Below are 17,081 nucleotides of genomic sequence, written 5' to 3' on the forward strand. Positions count from 1 at the left end.
CGCAGCAACCGGTCACCTCTCGGCGGCCTAACTTAGGCGGCCAACAGGCTGGCGCGGACCTTGATCACCACCTTGGCGATGGCCTGCGCCTCCCCCACCCGACAGCCCGGCTTATGCGGCTCGCCCGGCATAAAGAGGGCAAATATCCCGGGATGCAGCATGACCCACTGTTCACGGGTGATCTGCTGACACCGCTGATAATCCTCCTCCTCACGCCACGCCTCGCAGGCGCGCGCCGTACCGGCACCCCCGTAGAAGGTGCGCTCCTCCCCGCTCAGCAGCAGCTGAATGTCGATATAGTCCGCATGCAGCTCCGCCGCCTTCTCCTGCGGTACCTGCGTGGTCAGCTACATGACATTCATAAAGATATCGTCGCCGTCCAACGCATAGCGCCCCGGCGCCTTATCCGCCGCCGTCTGGCATCGCCGCCAAGGCACGGCACAACGCCGCGTGTAACCGTGGATGCAGTCCGGCCCCATTCAGCCCCTGTACATCGCCCAGCAGCATCATCCCTCTCCTTGCGCCAGCCATGCCACGCCCAACAGTCCCGTATCGTAGCGATAATACGCCGCCCGTAGCGCCACCTGATAGGGCGCCGGTTCTGCCGCTAAAAACTGGGCCACCTGCTGCAAATACCCCTCGGCCAACCCGACGCTGCCGCCGATCACCACGCACTGGCAATCCGTCACCGCCTTGATGTCGGCGATCAGCCGGCCAACGCCCCGCGTGCCGCCGCCGCGATCCCGCATCCCGAGGCGATCGCCTCGACACAGCCCACCCGGCCACAGCCACAGCGCGGCCCCTGGGGATCGGCCAGGGTATGACCGATGTGGCCCGCCAATCCGCCTTGCCCCTGCACCAGACGCCCATCCCGCACCATACCGCTGCCGACACCGGTGGAGGCGGTAATAAACAGCATGTCGCGCACCTGCACCGCTAGGGGCTGATACTCCGCCCAGGCCGCGGCCTGAGCATCGTTCAGCGCCAAGGTCGGCAACCCGGTCAGCTCGCGAAGGGTCTCGACCAGGGGAAAGCGCAGCAAACCGCCCAAGTTGCTGGGATTGATCGCCAGCAACGTCCCCTGGCGGATGATGCCGGTGGAGGCGATGGCGACGCGTGACGCCTGGCGCTGCAGCGGCGCCACCAGCGTCTGGAGGGCGGTGCGCAGCGCATCCGGCGTCTGGCTGGCCGGCGTCGGCAGCTCTCGCCGCTCACGGATCTGTCGATCCGCCCCGACCAGGGCGCAGGCCAGCTTCGTCCCACCGATATCGATCGCTAACGTACTCATCGTGTTACCCCGCCTACCGCGGCGCGATGTCCGAAATCTGGCTGTGTCAGGCGTAGGAAAGATACCGCGACGCTACGCCTCCCGCCGTGTTGACCTAATGCGGCCCCGCATCGCCGGTACCCCGACCAGGCGCCCGTCAGCGCCGGCACGCAGGGGATGACGGCTCCCCGCGGCGCGCTGGTGCAATGCGCCGCACGCTCAAGACATGACATACGCAATATCCCTCCCGCCCCCTCACAACCGGCCCGGTAAACTGCCGAGCCGATATACCTCTGACCACCTACCCTTTACTCTTCGCTACGTTACCCTTGTAACCACCGAAGGGAACCGCGCCGCTGAAGGGTTTGCCGTCGATCGCATCGTGCGTGCGCAGCGCCTCCGGACGCAGCCAACGCTGTACCCGCGAGGGCATGTCGAGACCGATCAGCAGGATCACCACGAAGGTCAGGCTGAAAGAGAGAGAACACAAGGCGGTACCGAGATCCAGACGTTGGGCGATCAACGCCCCGAGGATCGGCGCCAATGCGCCCCCGAGCGCCCCGACGTTGTAGGTAAAGCCCAAACCGGCCGCCCGTTGATCGGTATCGAAGTAACCGCCGATCAGCTTCGGCAGGATCCCCGAGATGCCTTGCCCCAACATCTGCTGGAAGAACAACAGAATACCCAGTACCCAAACCTGCGTCCCACCGATGGAAAACACCGGGATAATCAGTAATTGAGAGGCCAGCAGGCTGTAGGCATACGCCTTACGGCTACCCAGCCAGTCACCGAGAAAACCGCCGACACAGCAGCCAACCGCCGCGCCGAAGCCACTGAAGAACAGAACCTGCGCCACGATGGCCGGGCTATAGTCCAGCTCGGTTTTCAGATAGGTGGGCAGCAGCGCCTGGATCGGCCAGGAGTAGAGGAAGGCGAACAGCACCACCACCATCAGCATCACCCCGGTGGGCCAACGTTTACCGCTGCTCTGCACCATAAAACTGATGAAGATGGCGGCGCACAGCAGCCCCAGGATCGCCACGATGGCCGCATTCTGTAAGTCACCCGCGAAGCAGAACCACAGGGCGATGGCGGCGACCGCCGTCATCAGCATGTTAATCACCCGATGTTCACCACGATAGAGGATATCTACCATGGTACGAACCGGCGCCTTACCGGCATGCTTCTCTTTCCAGTCATGTGCCTCCGGAATATTTTTACGCAGCCAGAGGGCGAAGATGATCGGCAGGATGCCGATAAAGAACAGGGCGCGCCAGCCCCAGGTGGGCACCACCAGGCTATAGACCTGAGCCGCCACCACCGCGCCGACGGAGAAGCCGGAGATCAGGAAACCGCTGGCCTTGTTACGCAGCTGCCTGGGCCAGCTCTCGATGACATAGGTGGCGCTGGAGCCATACTCCCCCGCCATCCCCATGCCGATCACCAGGCGGGCGATAAACATGGTGGTGTAGCCCGGCGCCAGGCCGCAGGCTAAGGTCCCGACGGAAAAGAGGATAATACTGGATACCATCGCCAGACGACGGCCGTAGCGGTCGCCCATGGCGCCCAGCATCAGCCCGCCGAACCAGCGGGAAATAAAGGCGGCGGAGATCAGGCTAGCCGCCTGTACCGTCGTCAGCCCGAACTCAGCCTGAACATCGGTCAATACCAGGGCAATTAAAACAAAGTCAAAACCATCAAGCAGGTACCCCAACCAGGCGGCGGAAAAGGCTCTCCACTGCGACCGATTGAGATGGCGATACCACGGGATGTTCTGGGTTGTACTACTCATGTCACTCTCCCGATGCTCTGTTTTTCATTGTTATTTGCAGGGAGGCGCGGACAGCCGGCCTAGGTTCCTCGCGTTGTGCGGCCGGAACGGCGTCACGCCTCCCGCATGGAGGTTAGGCCATTAACCCGCCCGCTCGGCCATCAGTTGCTCGGCTAACGCCTTCAGCGCCGGCAAGTAGCACGCCTCAACCGGGATAAACGGCTTGCGACACAGCGGTACGGAGAGGACATCCATATAGTGCAGCACCATCTTCAACCCGCGGAATACCCCGGCCTTGATCAACAGATCGATCACCTGGTTGCATTCGCTCTGCAGCGAGCGCGCCGTCGGCACGTCACCCGCTTGCAGCGCCCGGGCGATCGCCTGATAGTGCCATCCCATAATGTTATAGGTGCTACCGATGCCCCCGTCGGCCCCGGCCAGCAGGCCGCTGGCGAAGATCTCATCGTAGCCGTTGTAGAGCACCAAGTCGGGATGGGCGCGGCGGATCTGCTCCATCTGGTACAGGTCACCGGAGGTTTGCTTCAGCGCCTCGACACCCGGCAGGGTGACCAGGGTGTTGATCTGATCGAGCGTCAGCTTCACGCCGCTCAACGCCGGAATGTTGTACACCACCATCGGTAGGCCATCGGCCGCCTCGATGATGGCGCGGTAGTGGTCGCAGTGTTCGGCGAAGCTAAAGGGGTAGTAGAACGGGGTGACCGCCGAGACGGCGTCAAAACCGTAACGCCGCGCCGCCTGGGCCAACTGCTGGCTCTCCGCCGTGCCGATCGCGCCGACGTGGGCGAGCAGGGTCACCTTCCCCTGCGCCTCATCGGCGACGATCTCCAGCACCTGCTCGCGCTCTTCCCGGCTCTGCATGAAGGCTTCCCCGGTGGAGCCACCGACATACAGCCCATCGATGCCCTGTGCGATGTTAAACCGCACCAGGCGGCGCAGACTCTCGGTGTCCAGCCGCTGTTGATGGTCGAACGGTGTTAACAATGCGGGCATTACGCCTCTTAACTCTCTTGCCATGATGACCTCTGTCGATAGTGTATATTGTCTAACTACATACCTGTATACCTGTTATACCAGACTAAATAATCGACAGCCCACGACCACAGCGTTATTGTGCGATCGAGTTCACTAAATGATCGTTAGGATCGTCACTATTCGTCGGATGACGACTGTGCGCTCAGGGTTTGCCAGCTGGCGAAGACACTGTTGAGATGCGTCTGCAACGCGCGATCGGCCTGGTCGGGATCATGGCGGCGGATGGCGTTGAAGATTTCGATATGTTGTTGATAACTTGTATTATTATGCTCATACAGATCGGCATCAGCGACCGCAGGACGCGCCGCCAACAGCCAATCAAGCAGGGCGACATGGATCGCCATGAAGATCGGATTACCGGGGATCCCGGCCAGTACCCGGTGGAAATCGACGTCGGAGCGAATAAATAGGGCGTTGTCGTCCAGCGACTGGCTATTGATGGCCAGGGTCTGCTCGAGCAATGCGACCTGCGCATCCGTCGCGTGTTCGGCCGCATAGCGCACCAGACTAGACTCAAAGAACAGGCGCAGCTGTTCAAAGTGGGCGATGCCCCCCGGATGGGAGAGAAAGTCCTTGGCCATGCCGGACAGCTCACCGATGATGGTATCGGCGGAGGGGCGCGAGATGCGGGCGCGCTCGCCGTTGTTGATCTGCACCAACCCCTTGCGCTTCAGAGCCGCCAGGGCCTCACGCACCGACGGACGGCCCACGTTGAAGAACGCCATCAGCTCACGCTCGGAGGGCAGCTGCTCTCCCTCGCCAAACTCGCGGCGGCGGATCATCTGCTCTAACTCCTCTTCCACCATCTCCGACAGCTTCTTGCGCACCAACGGACGACGGCGCAGGTTATGGCCGATAGCCGCAGGCGAGGAGAGCGTGGTGGGATCGAAGTCGTTCATAGCGTCCATTCAGGTCAGCAGTCAATCACGGTAAACCCGTTTATCCTAACACAGGATCGAAAACAGGGGGAAACCTCGCTACGCCCCCTAGGTAGGCTACGACACGGTCAGCGAGCAGCGGCCTATTCCCGACCCGCCTCCCCCGGTATCGCCGCCGCCATATCGATTGCCCTCCGGACGATATGAAGCACGCCCCCCCGGCCCGATCACGCCGATCTCATCGGTCCTGCAGGTCACGCCAGCAACATATTTTTACATATTGCCATTTCATTGATCCATCACACATTAATCGTATGCAGAATTTATAAAATCATCATACTCATTACTCATCCCTAACTTGAGGCCACCGCTTTGTCCCGACTCCGCCGCACCCTCTGCGCGTTGCTCAGCTGCGCCACCCTATTCGCCCACGCCGCCGTGGAGCAAATCACCACCGCCTGGCCGACCAATGTCGGACCGCTGAATCCACACCTGTATGCCCCTAATCAGATGTTCGCCCAGAGCATGGTGTATGAACCGCTGGTCAAGTACCAGGCGAATGGTTCAGTGATCCCCTGGTTGGCCGAGCGTTGGCACCACTCCGCCGATGGTAAGGTCTGGACCTTTGTCCTGCGCCAAGGGGTGACCTTCTCCAACGGCGAGCCGTTCGATGCCGAGGCCGCCGCCGCCAACTTCCACGCGGTACTGGCGAATCGCCAGCGCCACGCCTGGCTGGAGTTGGCCAATCAGATCGTCGACGTCCAGGCGACCGCCCCGCAGACGTTGCAGATCACCCTCAAAAGCGCCTACTACCCCTTCCTGCAGGAGCTGGCGCTGCCGCGCCCCTTCCGTTTCATCGCCCCGTCACAGTTCAAGGCGCAGGGCAGCCATCTCGGTATCCAGCAACCGATCGGCACCGGCCCCTGGATGCTAAAAAGTAGCAAACTCAATCAATACGATGTGTTGGTGCGTAACGAACGCTACTGGGGCCACAAACCGGCCTTGCGTCAGATCACCGTCAAGGTGATCCCCGACGCCACCACGCGCGCCGTGGCCTTCGAGACCGGCGAGATCGATCTGCTGTATGGCAATGAGGGGCTGCTGCCCCTCGACACCTTCGCCCGCTTTAGCCAGACCCCCGGCTACCGCACGCAGCTCTCCGCCCCCGTCGAGACGGTCGTGCTGGCGCTCAACTCCGCCCAGGCGCCGACCGACGAGCTGGCGGTGCGTGAGGCGCTGAATCACGCGGTCAATAAGCCCGCGCTGATCGCTCACGCCCTGTATGGCACCCAACGGGTGGCCGATACTCTGTTCGCCCCCAGCGTTCCCTACGCCGACATTGGGCTCGCGCCACGGCAGTATGACCCCCAGCAGGCTCGCGCGCGGTTAGAACAGGCGGGGTGGCTACTGCCCGCAGGCAAAACGATCCGTGAAAAACAGGGCAAGCCGCTACGCATCGAGCTGGCCTTCGTCGGCACCGACGCCCTGAGTAAGTCGATGGCCGAGATCATTCAAGGGGATATGCGCCAGATCGGCGTTGACATCACGCTCGTCGCGGAGGAGGAGAGCAGCATCTTCGCCCGCCAGCGTGATGGCCGCTTCGGCATGATTTTCAACCGGACCTGGGGCGCACCCTACGACCCGCACGCCTTCATGAGCTCGATGCGCGTCCCGTCGCATGCCGACTTCCAGGCGCAACGCGGCCTGCCCGATAAGGCGCAGATCGATCGGCTAATCGGCGACGTCCTCACCACCAGCGACGAGCAACAGCGCCGGGAGCTGTATCGAGACATCCTGACTCGACTACATCGCCAGGCGGTCTATCTGCCCATCAGCTACGTCTCGACGATGGTGGTCGCGAAGCCGGCGCTCGGCCCCATCCCGTATGCGCCCATCGCCTCGGAGATCCCCTTCGAACAGATCACCCCGGAGGCCCCCTGATGTGGCGTTACGTTGTGCGGCGCCTGCTGCTGTTAATCCCGATGATCTTCGCCGCCTCGCTACTCATCTTCCTGATGCTGCGCCTGGGGACCGGCGATCCGGCGCTCGACTACCTGCGCCTCTCCAATCTCCCGCCGACTCCCGAGATGGTCGCCTCCACCCGCGCCATGCTCGGGCTGGATCAGCCGCTATGGATGCAGTACGCCCACTGGCTATGGCGGGCGCTACAGCTAGACTTCGGCCTCTCCTACGCCACCCAGCGCCCGGTGTTGGATGACGTGCTGGGCTTCCTGCCCGCGACGCTGTTACTGGCGGGGGCGGCCCTGCTGCTGATCCTACTCATCTCGATTCCGCTGGGGATCTGGGCGGCGCGCCATCGCGATCGCCTGCCAGACTTCATCGTCCGGCTGATCGCCTTCCTCGGTGTCTCGATGCCGAACTTCTGGTTGGCCTTCCTGCTGGTGATGCTCTTCGCGGTCTACCTGCAATGGCTGCCGGCGATGGGCTACGGCAGCTGGCGTCATCTGATCCTGCCCGCCGCCTCGATCGCCTTCATGTCGCTGGCGATCAACGCCCGCCTACTGCGCGCCAGCATGCTGGAGGTCGCCGGTCAGCGCCACGTCACGTGGGCGCGGCTGCGCGGGCTGGATCGCCGCCAGACCGAGCGGCGTCATATCCTGCGCAACGCCGCGCTGCCCATCGTCACCGCCGTCGGGATGCACATCGGCGAGCTAATCGGCGGCACGATGATCATCGAAAACATCTTTGCCTGGCCCGGCGTCGGCCGCTATGCCGTGTCGGCCATCTTCAATCGTGACTATCCGGTGATCCAGTGTTTCACCCTGATCATGGTGGTGGTCTTCGTGCTCTGTAACCTGGCGGTCGACCTACTGAACGCCGCGCTCGATCCGCGTATTCGCCGTCACGAGGGAGCACAGGCATGAATTTTTACCGCTCTGCCCGCAGGTCGGTGCGCCTGGCCCTGCTGCTCATCGCCCTGTTGACGCTAATCGCCCTCAGCAGCCACTACTGGCTGCCACACGATCCCTACGCCATCGATCTCGCCGCGCGCCTGCGTGCGCCGGATGGCCAACACTGGCTCGGCACCGACCATCTGGGGCGTGACATCCTCTCGCGCCTGCTGGCCGCGACACGCGTCTCGCTGGGATCGGTACTGGCTTGCCTGCTGCTGGTACTGGCGCTGGGCCTGATCATCGGCGGCAGCGCCGGGTTACTCGGCGGGCGCATCGATCAGGCGAGCATGCGCCTCGCCGACATGTTCATGACCTTTCCGACCTCGATCCTCTCCTTCTTCATGGTCGGGGTGCTGGGCACCGGCCTGACCAACGTGATCATCGCCATCGCCCTGTCGCACTGGGCCTGGTATGCGCGCATGGTGCGTAGCCTGGTCATCTCCCTACGCCAGCGCGAGTACATCCTCGCCGCCCGCCTCTCCGGCGCCAGCCATCTCCGGATATTCGTCGACCACCTGTCGGGGGCGGTGATCCCCTCGCTACTGGTCTTGGCGACGCTGGACATCGGTCACATGATGCTACACGTCGCCGGCATGTCCTTCCTCGGCCTCGGCGTGGCGGCGCCGACCGCCGAATGGGGGGTGATGATCAACGACGCCCGCCAGTACATCTGGACTCAGCCGCTACAAATGTTTTGGCCCGGCCTGGCGCTGTTCCTCAGCGTAATGGCCTTTAATCTGGTGGGCGACGCACTGCGTGACCATCTCGATCCCCATCTGGTAACGGAGCACGCACACTGATGCCGCAACGACTCGATTTACACCAGATCTCTCTCCAGGCGGCGCTCCCGCTGGTGCACGAGGTCTCGCTGACCCTACGACGCGGCCGGGTGCTGGCGTTGGTCGGCAGCAGCGGCAGCGGCAAGTCCCTGACCTGCGCCGCCGCGTTGGGCGTCTTGCCCGCCGGGGTACGCCAACTGGCCGGGCAGATCCGGCTGGATGGCGTGCCCATCGCCCCCGCCGCGCTGCGCGGCCGCCATATCGCCACCATCATGCAGAATCCGCGCAGCGCCTTTAATCCCCTGCACACCCTGGCCAGCCATGCCCGAGAAACCTGCCTGGCGTTGGCGACGCCGGCAGACGACGACACGCTGGCGCGCGCCCTGACGGCGGTCGGATTGGATGATCCCCAGCGGGTGCTGCAGAGCTATCCCTTCAAGATGAGCGGCGGCATGCTGCAACGGATGATGATCGCCATGGCGCTGCTGAGCGACGCGCCGTTTCTCATCGCCGACGAGCCGACCACCGATCTCGACGCGGTGGCCCAGGCGCGCGTCCTGGATCTGCTGGCGGCGATCATGCGCCAACGCGCGCCCGGCATACTGCTGATCACCCATGACATGGGGGTCGTCGCCCGCCTGGCGGACGATGTGGCGGTGATGGCCGAGGGGCGGGTGGTGGAGCAGGGCGCCGTCGAGCAGGTGTTTCACGCACCACGCCACGCCGTGACGCGGGCGTTAGTCGCCGCGCATTTGGCCCTGTATGGCCTGGAGATCGCCGGATGAGCCTACTCAGTACGCAGACCCTCTCCCACCACTATCGCCACGCGGCATTGGGACGCCAGGCGCAACCGGTTCTCCAGACGATCTCGCTGCAACTGCATCGCGGCGAGAGTGTCGCCCTGCTAGGGCGCAGCGGCTGCGGCAAGAGCACGTTGGCGCGCCTGTTAGTCGGGCTGGAGTCGCCCACGCAGGGGCGCGTATGCTGGCATGATACCCCCTTGCCACAGCTCGATCGCCGGGCGAAAAAGGCGTTCCGCCGCGACATCCAACTGGTGTTCCAGGATGCGATCGGCGCGGTCGATCCGCGCCAGACGGTACGGGCGATCCTGCGCGAGCCGATGCGCCATCTGCTGTCGCTCTCCTCGGCGGAGCAGCGGGTGCGGGCCGGCGAGATACTGCAGGCGGTGGAGTTGGACGAGGGGGTGCTCGATCAGCGCCCTCCCCAGCTGAGCGGCGGCCAGCTCCAGCGCGTCTGCCTGGCGCGGGCGTTGGTGGTCAACCCCAAATTGCTGATCCTCGACGAGGCCGTCTCAAGTCTCGACCTGGTGTTACAGGCCGAGATCATCGCGTTACTCAAACGGATCCAGCAGCAGCGGGACACCGGCTACCTGTTCATCACCCATGATCTACGCCTGGTCGAACGCTTCTGTCAGCGGGTACTCGTGATGGATCAGGGGCAGATCGTCGAGACGCAGAGCGTCGGTGAACGCCTGACGCTCACCTCCGCCGCCGGGCAGGCACTCCAGCAGGCGGTGCTGCCCGCCTTTCCCCCGCGACGCCGCTCACCGGCGGAAGACGCGGCGTCCCGCTAACCCTGCCTGGCGCCGTTCAGGCGGTGAAAGGGGCGTGTCATACGCCCCGCTCTCCCTTCGGCGCGAGGCCCCTTTCACGGCGATACCCCGTCAGCATCCACGCCCCTCGGCGAGCGATCTGCTGCAGGAGGTTAACCTGATGGATTGACCTTAGCCCCATTCCGTCAGGCGGCGCTGGCCCTTCTTTCTGACGCGCTCTCCCCCTGCGCGCATCGGTGAAATAGGCGGTGACATCACACGCTATCAACTAATTTTTTGAATAAAAAACATTCAGCATCAATTATTTTGATATTTCAATCATATGACACGAATAGAATCAATTGAATGATAATAGATACTAAAAGGAAAAGATAAACTATATCTCAGCATAAGTATTATGTTGTATTCCTCTTCCAGCTGAGGATTGAGAACGCCCTTACTCTCCACGACTACACTAAGGTAATAGACGGCTCATATCCGCGCCACTTTATTTACGACTGATGACACATTCTTAAAATAAGCGTAATTGACAACCTTTAGCTAACTCAATCTGACTCAACAACGTCATCCAACGTTGTGAAAAATTGAACTCTGTATACTCTTTCGCACTACGGATTGCATTATCTTGTAATAATTGTATGCCATCTCGATCCCGCAATGCTGCAATAACCTTTTCGGCAAACACCCTATACTGCTTATCCTCGATCAAGAAACCATTCTCACCGTCTCGGATCATATCAGCAGGGCCATAATTAATGTCAAAAGCAATCACAGGGCAAGCATTAGCTAATGCTTCCATAATCACTAACCCCCATCCCTCTGAAGAGCTAGTAAATAGCATCAAATCTGCAGATTGATATATAGCACTCACTTCTTCAGTATAAGCACACAACTTAACACTATTTTGCAAACCATACGTCTCGATCGCCTGCATGATCTTCTCACTTTCAGACCCATAACCATAGATCTCTAACATTGCCTCTGGAATCGCTTGAACCACATAAGAAAATATTTTAACTAACTCGGGCAATCTTTTAACAGGATCAAAGCGACCGAGTGAAATACATTTATATTTCTTGCGCTCAATAGCTTTTTCTCTGATGAGATTATCTGCCACATGAGGAATATGATGGCATTTTTCGCCGAGCACAAACCTTGCTTGTGCATCAAGCAATTGCCGGCGCGTTAAAAATACAAATGCATCTACCTCCTTCACGTTCTCAAAGTAAAAAACGTAGTTTTTATTTGGCCGTGAATTTATATCGTCAGCGCGTACATAATGTGCCGCATGGATTGCGGCATAATAAGCGTGATTTATTTTCTTTACTCTAGATAAAAGAATTTCACCAAAGTAGATAGCTCGATCTATGATAAAATGATAAAAATAATCAGTGCGTAAAAATAGTTTATCAAAAAAATATAAAAATAAATCCTTCTCACTGGTAAACGTATTTTCGATAAAACCATCATCAGTAAATAATAAACAACTAGTTAATACCTTACCCTCTTTTTTGGCATCGTAGCTATTAATTATTTTAAGTTTACCATCACGCTTAAAGTAATATTCAACGAGAACCTTTCCATCTACTAATGATTGAACACAACTTAGACACTGATGCCCATCATATTTAGCACGTAAAATGACCTGTCCATTCCGCAAGTAATTAACATAAGCAAGCACTCCATTATCTCGGGTCACCTCATAACGTTTTTCTCCCTTTACGTTATCAAAAACAAAATTCCCTGAAGCATCTGGCGCCAGATATCGAGTCACAGGAGGAGGATCAATCTGCTGCTTGTGCGGCGTAAATGGCATACCAAGATAATATGCATACATATTAACAAACCTTACCCGCGGATGTATTAAATTTCTTGCCAACAAATCCTGATAAATAAGCAAAAGGTCAGAATCATACTCCACCGTTAAGATGGTTACACTACATCCAGCCTTTCCCAACGTATTAGCTCGCTTTAACATCGCCATAACTAATCCATTTTTCTTAGCGCCAATTCTAGGATAAAGCATAACGATCTCACGCCCTATATATTCTTGCTGACACTGCATACCAGCCCTCCTGGCTATCTTTCACGTAATGCTTCGCGCATTGTATTAAATGGTTTAATCAGATAATTAAGAATAGTTTTCTCACCTGTTTTTATATCCACCGTTGCCACTATTCCTGGAACAATAGCATACTGCGCACCAGATTTACTTTTCAGATAATCGACATCTGTTTTGATAAATACTCGGTAATAATATATTTCAGGACGAACTTCATCCTGCAGTGTATCTGGTGATATACTCTCGACGACACCCGTCATCCCCCCATAAATGGCATAATCATAGGCAGATATTTTAACCATTGCTTGCTGTCCGGGATAGATAAATGCGATATCACGAGGTGAAATACGCACCTCGATCAATAGATGATCATCTAATGGTACGATCTCCATTAATACACCGTTTGCTGGAATTACCCCTCCAATAGTCATCACCTTAATGTTCTTAACAATACCGCGAACCGGAGAGCGAACGACCAAACGAGCCAACGAATCTGCCCGACCCTTAATGACCTGAGCTAACGAGGCAACCTCAGCGTTACCTTTAGCCAACTCCTCACGTGCCTGAACATAATACTGGGAGATTATTTCCGTCAGTTTTAGTCTCAATTCAGACTGTTGTCTACGTAACCTTAATACTTCAACCTCACTGGCCGCACCGTTCTTAGCAAGCCGTTCAGTAATCAGCAGCTCATTATTAACTAGGGATAAAGACTCATTAATTCTTGCCGTCGCATCATTAAGTTGCTTTCGACGTGAATTAAAAAGTCGCGTCTCGCTAGCAATTAATTCAGGAAATTCCTGCAACTCATCTGGAAAATGTAGAGGCAAATCATTTACCTCAGTATGTAAGCGTGCAGAGGCAGCCAATGCAGCATGGTATCGTGCAAGACTCTCTCCTACATTTGATTCATGACGAGTTGGATCCAGTTTTGCAATAATATCATTCTCATTTACCGTCTCCCCTTCGCGAACATTTAGCTCAAGTAAGACGCCACCATCAATCAATTGAACAATCTGCTCACGAGTGCTCGGAATGACCTTTCCTGCCCCTGATGACACTTCATCCAATACGGCCCCCCAAGCCCAAATCATAAGTGTTAGACATAATAAAAATATTGTTATAATGAGACATATAGACCCAGTGACCTCATCATTTTCGAAGCCCTGGTTCTGTTTTTTTCTCGGTTTTAAAAAGCGCTCAAACATACGCTTCATACCATTCCTCTAATACTTATTTAATGATTTTATCTTTTCTCTCATCGAGCGCTATCATGCCATCTCGTAACACAATGACACGATCAACTAACTCTAATATCGCACGGCGATGAGTTGTAACAATAAGTGTGCGTCCCGCTAGCCATTTATTAAAACGCTTAATAAACTCCCGCTCAGTATTCTCATCCAGTAGCGCGGTGGGCTCATCCAACAGGATGATATTAGGATCACGCAGTAGAGTTCTTGCTAGCAGAAGAGATTGACGTTGGCCACCAGAAAGCCCGCCCCCACCCTCCATTACCATATGTTCTATGCCCAATGGTAAACGACGTACAAAGCTGGCTGCTCCGACTATTTCTAATATTTCAAATAATTTTTCATCATTAACATGGGGAGCGCCTAACATTAAATTCTCACGCAATGTTCCGTGAAACAATCTAGCATTTTGTGTCAAAAATCCCACATTACGCCGTACATCATAAACATCAATATGAGGTAAACTTATATTATCGAGGCGAACCTCCCCAGAAACGAGCGTCATCCCGCCAGACAACGCTCTCAACAAGGCTGATTTCCCGGCTCCATTAGGACCTAACAGCGCTATACGTTCACCAGGCCTAATCTCCAATTTATTAATTTTCAACTGAGCTAATGGATCATGAATAGTGTATTGCATCACGGCATGATTAAATTGATAGTGCCCATACAATACGGGACAATGCACACATTGCTGCTCATTATCTATTTCGATAGGAAGCTGTAGGATACTATCTAACCCTGCCTTAGCCGCCTTCAATTGCTGCCAGCGGGCCAAGATACCACATAATTTGGTCATGGGTGTAATCATCCGCGATGAAAGCAGCGACACTGCAACAATTGCGCCAGTCGTGAGGTCACCATCAATTACCATTGGAGCCCCTACAAAGATCACCGTCGCGTAGACCAGACTTTGGATCGCGCCTCCCCAAGTAGTTAATCCTTGTGTCAATCTACGGAGTCTAATATTTGATTCAGAAATTATACGAACATAACCATTCCATTGCTGTAAAAAACGCTCTTCTGCTTGCAGTTGCTTAATATCATCAAGCCCTTGAACGCTTTCAACTAATACAGCATTACGTAACACAGATTCATGAATGGAATTCTTAGCTAGCTCCCCCATTTTTCTCTGCAAGAAAAAACCTGGCATAATCATGAACAATGCAGCTAATGGTGCAATCCAGGCTAACTGCGGTGATATTAGAAATAGCACAAATATAAAAAATATAAAAAATGGGATATCGACTACAGCCGTTACCGTAGTAGAGGTCACCATTTCTCGAATCTGCTCCAACTCGCGCAGTTGTGCAATAAAACTTCCTGTCGAGCGAGGAGTTGCACTTTCACGCAAACGTAATGTATGGCCGAAAACCCGCTCAGAGACTCGCAAATCTGCTCGTTTACCTAAAATATCTGAAATATGGCCACGACTTAACCCTAATAAAAATGAAAAAGAAACCGCTAATATCACTCCAGCATATAGCACATATAGTGTCGGAAGCGATTGCGCAGGAATCACCCGGTCATATACCTGCATCGAAAACAAGATACCCGATAGAGCTAATATATTAATAATTAATGATGATAAAACCACATATCCATATGTTCTCCAATCATGAGCGAGTAAGCGCTTCAACCAATCTGGTTTAAATGCCGTCACATAAGCGTCCACCCGACTATCTTTACCCTTTGCTAATGGGCGAAAAGAGACCACACTCCGTACTTCACTCAATAGTTCATGGTATGAGACGACATTTTGCTGACTATCATCTGAAAAATTTAGCGTTACCGAATCATCACCATCAAAACGAGTAATCACTGCGATACGCTGATCCGATAACTCAACAACGAGAGGCAAGCGCCATAGTGAAACATCGAGATCCAACTGATCAAGTAAACGTGCAGATAGTCCCGCTTGTCGCGCAAGATTCGTCAGAGCAGACATCAGAGGTAAACCACTCTGCCACTGTGTAATGGAATATAGCACTCCCCGTGAATGAGTAATCCGATAAAATAAGGCAATCTGACTTATCGCATCGGCCCATGCATTCATTTTCTTTTTATTATCAGAAGTTACTTCCTTAGATAGTATTTGTCCATCAAATTCACTCATGATTGAACCTCCACAGACTGGATAATTGTATTATTTAATTTGAATGCTGATCTAATATTTCCAGTACTATAGAGGCAATCGAGTTGAAGTATATTCAATTGATTATTTATTTCAATTTCCGAAAAAGATACCTGATATATTTCCTGCTCAGCGTTTAATAAATCAAGTAATGTTCGCCCACCCAATTGGAGATATTGCTTCTTATATAACCTAAAATTTTCCTCAGCTAACTTTTTTTGTTTACTCAGCGTTATCAAAGTTCGTGATAGCGTAATTTCTTCATTTTTCGATTCATTCAATTGTCTAGAGATGTTTAACTCAGTATTTTTCAACGCTGCACGTGCAGATTGAATCATATATTGCGCGGCATTACGATTGGCTGATAACCCCCCCCTTGGTATAAGGGCATATCTACCTTAACTCTCAAAGCAAACTGTGTTCTATCGTAACCACGTGATACCATGCCACTATCTTTGATATAGTGCGTTACATTTGGAACCAAAGCTATCGTTGGCGTCATTTGAGCCATGGCAGTATCTAGATTAGCTTGTGCATATCTTAATTGTGCAGTAGAGAGTAAAGCCGCAGGAACTATTTTATAATCTAAAGATGCAATCTGGCAGTAATTACTTAAGGCCCAAGGAAGTTCATCTGCCACACTATTAACGTGCCCCCAACCGAGAAAATTTGCTAGCGTAGCCTGCCAGCGCTCTAAGTTAGCCTGATATTGTAACAGGGTAGAACGAGCCCCCTCAATTCTGGTCTGAGTTTGTACAACATCAGAAAATGAACTAGCGCCTTCACGGTAGCGCTGTTGAGCCAACATCATAATACTCTCCAGCGCTATAACTTGATCCCGAGCGATATCAATTAATTTCTTATAGCCCTGAATTTGAACTACACTCTTCGCCGTATCATATGCAACAGTATCAACTCTTAACAATAACTCGGCTTGAGTTTGAGCCACCTTCGCTTTCGCTGCACGTAGCGATGAATCTATCTTACCAAAATCATACAGCACCTGAGTCAAACTCAAGTCAATGGCTGGGTCATAGTTAAACCCTGACGAAGAATTAAGCAATTCATTATTCATACCTAAACTAACCCGAGGATAATACTTTGCCCGCTCGATATTTACTCTTTCACTAGACTCATATATCTTACTTGCAACTTCGGCAATACTGGGATGCCATTGAACCGCCCGCCACACGGCTTTAGTGATATCTAGCGCAACAGGAGACACCACATCCTGTATCGTTGAATTATTACTCAACCGTAAGGATGTATTTGCAGATAATTCCTCTTGCGACAAGATGACATCTGTCTTTTTTATACTATCTATGGCCCAACCACTTCCACTAGATAGCACCCACAACAACAATCCATAATGGAATTTATTCAAAGCCATTTA

General features: G+C 54.7%; 13 protein-coding genes and 2 pseudogenes. 5 read left to right on the top strand and 10 right to left on the bottom strand.

The genetic code is table 11. The features are described from left to right. Positions 1-32 precede the first annotated feature (32 nt). From nanQ to nanR, 5 genes and pseudogenes are all read right to left on the bottom strand, one after another. Positions 33-507: pseudogene (gene nanQ / locus QY76_RS13000) on the bottom strand (N-acetylneuraminate anomerase). Then, a pseudogene (locus QY76_RS13010) lies at positions 507-1,288 on the bottom strand (N-acetylmannosamine kinase). Before QY76_RS13010 ends, nanQ begins: the two co-directional pseudogenes overlap by 1 nt. Positions 1,289-1,568: 280 nt before the next feature. Next, positions 1,569-3,059, bottom strand: coding sequence for an MFS transporter (locus QY76_RS13015; protein WP_034164281.1), 1,491 nt, complete (start codon positions 3,057-3,059; stop codon positions 1,569-1,571). Between the two features lie 120 nt (positions 3,060-3,179). Continuing rightward, a complete protein-coding gene (gene nanA, locus QY76_RS13020; RefSeq protein WP_045426867.1) occupies positions 3,180-4,076 on the bottom strand; it encodes an N-acetylneuraminate lyase in 897 nt (298 codons plus the stop codon). Between the two features lie 134 nt (positions 4,077-4,210). Then, on the bottom strand, positions 4,211-5,002 hold the full coding sequence (gene nanR, locus QY76_RS13025) for a transcriptional regulator NanR (RefSeq protein ID WP_034164283.1): 792 nt from the start codon (positions 5,000-5,002) through the stop codon (positions 4,211-4,213). A gap of 342 nt (positions 5,003-5,344) precedes the next feature. Between nanR and nikA the strand changes: the two genes are divergently transcribed. The 5 genes from nikA to nikE are packed head-to-tail and all read left to right on the top strand — an operon-like array spanning position 5,345 to position 10,260. Beyond that, positions 5,345-6,913, top strand: a complete 1,569-nt coding sequence (gene nikA, locus QY76_RS13030) for a nickel ABC transporter substrate-binding protein (protein ID WP_034164284.1) — start codon at positions 5,345-5,347, stop codon at positions 6,911-6,913. Further along, positions 6,913-7,857, top strand: coding sequence for a nickel ABC transporter permease subunit NikB (gene nikB, locus QY76_RS13035; RefSeq protein ID WP_034164285.1), 945 nt, complete (start codon positions 6,913-6,915; stop codon positions 7,855-7,857). The genes nikA and nikB overlap by 1 nt, the downstream gene beginning before the upstream one ends. Next, a complete protein-coding gene (gene nikC / locus QY76_RS13040; protein WP_045426864.1) occupies positions 7,854-8,687 on the top strand; it encodes a nickel ABC transporter permease subunit NikC in 834 nt (277 codons plus the stop codon). Before nikB ends, nikC begins: the two co-directional genes overlap by 4 nt. Then, positions 8,687-9,451, top strand: coding sequence for a nickel import ATP-binding protein NikD (gene nikD / locus QY76_RS13045; protein WP_045426861.1), 765 nt, complete (start codon positions 8,687-8,689; stop codon positions 9,449-9,451). Before nikC ends, nikD begins: the two co-directional genes overlap by 1 nt. After that, positions 9,448-10,260, top strand: coding sequence for a nickel import ATP-binding protein NikE (nikE, locus tag QY76_RS13050; RefSeq protein WP_045426858.1), 813 nt, complete (start codon positions 9,448-9,450; stop codon positions 10,258-10,260). Before nikD ends, nikE begins: the two co-directional genes overlap by 4 nt. A gap of 490 nt (positions 10,261-10,750) precedes the next feature. Here nikE and QY76_RS13055 read toward each other — a convergent pair whose 3' ends face one another. From QY76_RS13055 to QY76_RS18115, 5 genes are all read right to left on the bottom strand, one after another. Then, positions 10,751-12,304 carry a glycosyltransferase gene (locus QY76_RS13055; protein ID WP_045426855.1) on the bottom strand — a complete coding sequence of 518 codons (1,554 nt, stop codon included), beginning with the start codon at positions 12,302-12,304 and terminating at the stop codon, positions 10,751-10,753. Positions 12,305-12,318: 14 nt separating this feature from the next. Beyond that, positions 12,319-13,437 (bottom strand): HlyD family type I secretion periplasmic adaptor subunit, encoded by a 1,119-nt coding sequence (locus tag QY76_RS13060; RefSeq protein ID WP_371201640.1) that lies wholly within the window; start codon positions 13,435-13,437, stop codon positions 12,319-12,321. A gap of 97 nt (positions 13,438-13,534) precedes the next feature. Next, positions 13,535-15,670, bottom strand: coding sequence for a type I secretion system permease/ATPase (locus QY76_RS13065; RefSeq protein WP_045426852.1), 2,136 nt, complete (start codon positions 15,668-15,670; stop codon positions 13,535-13,537). Beyond that, a complete protein-coding gene (locus QY76_RS18510; RefSeq protein WP_081854112.1) occupies positions 15,667-16,026 on the bottom strand; it encodes a TolC family protein in 360 nt (119 codons plus the stop codon). Before QY76_RS18510 ends, QY76_RS13065 begins: the two co-directional genes overlap by 4 nt. Next, positions 16,023-17,078 (bottom strand): TolC family protein, encoded by a 1,056-nt coding sequence (locus QY76_RS18115; RefSeq protein ID WP_081854111.1) that lies wholly within the window; start codon positions 17,076-17,078, stop codon positions 16,023-16,025. Before QY76_RS18115 ends, QY76_RS18510 begins: the two co-directional genes overlap by 4 nt. Between the last annotated feature and the right edge of the window lie 3 nt (positions 17,079-17,081).

It is taken from the genome of Edwardsiella sp. EA181011 (assembly GCF_000800725.1).
GTDB classification, from domain to species: domain Bacteria; phylum Pseudomonadota; class Gammaproteobacteria; order Enterobacterales; family Enterobacteriaceae; genus Edwardsiella; species Edwardsiella anguillarum.